At 52.2% G+C, this 3,116-nt stretch carries 4 protein-coding genes and 1 pseudogene; all 5 read left to right on the top strand.

Annotated features, from left to right (window positions below; all coding sequences use genetic code 11):
• Positions 1-203 (top strand): annotated as a pseudogene (locus OEL57_RS15745) (malate dehydrogenase); the annotation flags it as partial.
• Positions 204-324: 121 nt separating this feature from the next.
• On the top strand, positions 325-528 hold the full coding sequence (locus OEL57_RS15740; protein WP_300741780.1) for a 4Fe-4S binding protein: 204 nt from the start codon (positions 325-327) through the stop codon (positions 526-528).
• 20 nt (positions 529-548) lie between these two features.
• Complete coding sequence (locus OEL57_RS15735; RefSeq protein WP_300741779.1) at positions 549-1,682, top strand: 2-oxoacid:acceptor oxidoreductase subunit alpha; 1,134 nt, start codon at positions 549-551, stop codon at positions 1,680-1,682.
• 2 nt (positions 1,683-1,684) lie between these two features.
• A complete protein-coding gene (locus OEL57_RS15730) occupies positions 1,685-2,503 on the top strand; it encodes a 2-oxoacid:ferredoxin oxidoreductase subunit beta (protein WP_300741777.1) in 819 nt (272 codons plus the stop codon).
• A 27-nt stretch (positions 2,504-2,530) separates the two neighbouring features.
• Positions 2,531-3,097: a 2-oxoacid:acceptor oxidoreductase family protein gene (locus OEL57_RS15725; protein WP_300741775.1), complete on the top strand. Its 567-nt coding sequence runs from the start codon at positions 2,531-2,533 to the stop codon at positions 3,095-3,097.
• The last annotated feature ends 19 nt before the right edge of the window (positions 3,098-3,116 follow it).

The raw sequence follows: 3,116 nt of genomic DNA, 5'->3' as shown, positions 1-3,116 counted from the left end.
GTGTACTGCCTGCCTGCTGCCTGCTGAACGGTGAGTTCGGCGTAAACGGCTACTATGTTGGTGTACCTGCAGTGTTGGGTTCAAACGGCGTAGAAAAGATTCTGCAGTTCAAGCTGGATGCCACCGAGCAGGCCATGATGGATAAGTCTGTTGCAGCAGTAAAAGGTCTGGTTGACAGCCTTGACAGCATTCTGAAAGGTTAATTCGCCTTTTACAGGCTCTGTAGTGCCTGCAAGAGAAGGGTGGTGTATAAGCCGCCCTTCTCTTGCCGCATCAAGAGCCTTTATTTCACACCTCCGAATACGGATAGAAGGAGTTGAGCCGATGTCTGAAGAAAAGAAGCTGCCACGTATTGAGATTATCGAGAAGTACTGTAAGGGCTGCCACATCTGTGTGGAGTTCTGTCCCACCAAGGTTCTTGAAATGAAAGGTTTTGTCGTTTCTGTCAAGGATCTGGACAAGTGTATCAAGTGCATGCAGTGCGAACTGCGTTGCCCTGACTTTGCCATCAAAGTTCACGCCGAATAATAAGACGGGAGGATTTCAAAGTGTCAAAAAAAGTCGGTTTTTTACAAGGTAACGAGGCAGCTGCCCACGGCGCACTGTATGCCGGTTGCAAGTTCTTCGCTGGTTACCCCATTACCCCCTCCACCGAAGTGTCGGAGGTGCTGTCCATTGAACTGCCTAAAATAGGCGGTAAGTTCATTCAAATGGAAGACGAGATCGGCGCTATGGCTGCCCTGTTGGGTGGTGCACTGGCTGGTCAAAAAGCTCTGACCTCTACTTCAGGCCCCGGTCTGTCCCTGAAACAGGAACTGATCGGCTATGGCTGTATTGCTGAGATCCCTTGCGTTGTGTACAACGTTATGCGGGGCGGTCCATCAACCGGTATGCCTACCGGCCCTTCACAGTCTGACGTTATGTGCGCAAAATGGGGTACCCACGGCGACCACGCCACCATCGCCCTGATGCCTGCTTCTGTGCAGGAAACCTACGACATGATCGTTCGTGCTTTTAACCTGGCAGAGAAGTATCGTATGCCGGTACACGTACTGCCTGATGAGATCGTTGCTCACATGCGTGAGCGGATTGAATTCCGTGAGCCGGGCGAACTGGAAATAATTGATCGTACTGCCCCTTCAGTACCTCCTTCCGAGTATAAGCCTTATGACACCAAGTTTGGTGATGTGCCTCCTCTGGCTGCTTTTGGTTCCGGTTACAAGTTCCACGTAACCGGTCTGAACAAGCTGCCGGACGGCTTCCCCACCACCAAAGCTGAGTACGTCCAGGCTGAGGAAGAGCGTCAAGTGCGTAAGGTTACTGCTAATATTGATGAAATCGTTGAGTTTGAAGAGTTTATGCTTGACGATGCTGAAATCTGTGTTGTTGCCTATGGCTCCACCTCCCGTTCTGCTCGCTACGCAGTAAACGAGGCCCGTGAGCAGGGGATTAAGGTTGGCATGTTCCGGATCAAGACCTTCTGGCCCTTCCCGGACAAGCAGATCAAGGCCCTGGCCGACAAGGTTAAAGGCTTCATTGTACCTGAGATGAACTTGGGTATGTGTAGCCTTGAGATAGAGCGTTGCGCACAAGGCAAGGCTCAGATCCTCGGGATCAACCGTGTTGACGGCGAGCCGATCAACCCCGAGCAGATCCTTGAGAAGATGAAGGAGGTTAAGTAACCATGGCTTTTGATTACGAAAAATTTATCCGTCCGGGCAAGTTGCCCCATATCTGGTGCCCTGGTTGCGGCCACGGTATTGTTATGAAGGGCCTGATCCGCGCTATGGATACCCTTAATCTGGTGAAGGAAGAGACCGCCATCGTATCCGGTATCGGTTGTGCTTCCCGTCTGCCTGGCTACATTGATTGCTGCACCCTGCACACCGCACACGGCCGTGCAGCTGCCTTTGCAACCGGTGTTAAAATGGCCAAGCCAGAGATGAACGTGATCCTGGTTGGCGGCGATGGCGATGGTACTGCCATTGGTGGTAACCACTTCATCCACGCCTGCCGTCGTAACATCAACATGACCTACATCATCCTGAACAACTATATCTATGGCATGACTGGTGGTCAGTTCTCTCCTTGTACGCCTACTGGCCACAAGGCTTCCACCACTCCCTACGGCAACCCTGACCCAGGCTTCGATATTGCCAAACTGGCTATCGGTGCCGGTGCAAGCTTTGTTGCCCGTGGTACTGCTTTCCATGCCAACCAGATTGACAAGCTGATTACTGAAGCCATTCAGCACAAAGGCTTCTCTGTGGTTGAGATCCTGGATGACTGCCCCACTACCTATGGTCGTCGTAACAAGTACAAGTCGGTTATTGAGATGATGAACCGTCTGAAGGAAGTTGCCGTACCGGTGAAGGCTGCCGAGAAGATGACTGCCGAGCAACTGCAGGGTAAGGTGCTGACCGGTGTTCTGCACAAGGTTGAGCGTCCTGAGTACTGCGAGGAGTACGCTAAGGTTATTGAGCGTGCTGGCGGCAACAAGTAATAATTACTCTGAAAAAGGAGAAGATAGATGGCCAGGTATGAATTACGTTTTTCCGGCGCCGGCGGACAAGGTCTGATCACTGCGGGGATCATCCTTGCCGAGGCAGCTTCCATCCATGAAGGTAAGCAAGCTGTTCAGTCCCAGAGCTATGGCCCTGAGGCTCGCGGTGGTGCTTCCAAGTCTGAGGTCATCATCGATGATGTGCCTGTTGACTACCCCAAGGCAACCAAGGTTGATGCCCTGCTGGCTCTTACCCAGGAGGCCTGCGACAAGTATAGTGCAGATCTGAAGGATACCGGTATCCTGCTGTATGACACCGATCTGGTTACCAAGTTGCCTGAAGGTGGTTTCAAAAAGGTTGGTTTCAACATCATTAACACTGCCAAGAACGAAGTGGGCCGCGAAATCGTTGCCAACATCGTTGCCCTGGGTGCAATGATTGCGCTGACCGGTGTGGTCTCCCGTGAAAACGGCTTGAAGGCTGTTCTCTCCCGCGTGCCTGAGGCATTTCTGGAGCTGAACGAGAAGGCCTATGCTGCCGGCTTTGAAAAGGCAACTGCTGCTGCAAAGTATCTGTCTCTTCTACACATCTGACGCTGCCGACGAGATTTCC

Source organism: Trichlorobacter sp. (assembly GCF_030247655.1).
GTDB lineage: Bacteria > Desulfobacterota > Desulfuromonadia > Geobacterales > Pseudopelobacteraceae > Trichlorobacter.
This window is presented reverse-complemented; position numbering and strand designations above follow the sequence as displayed.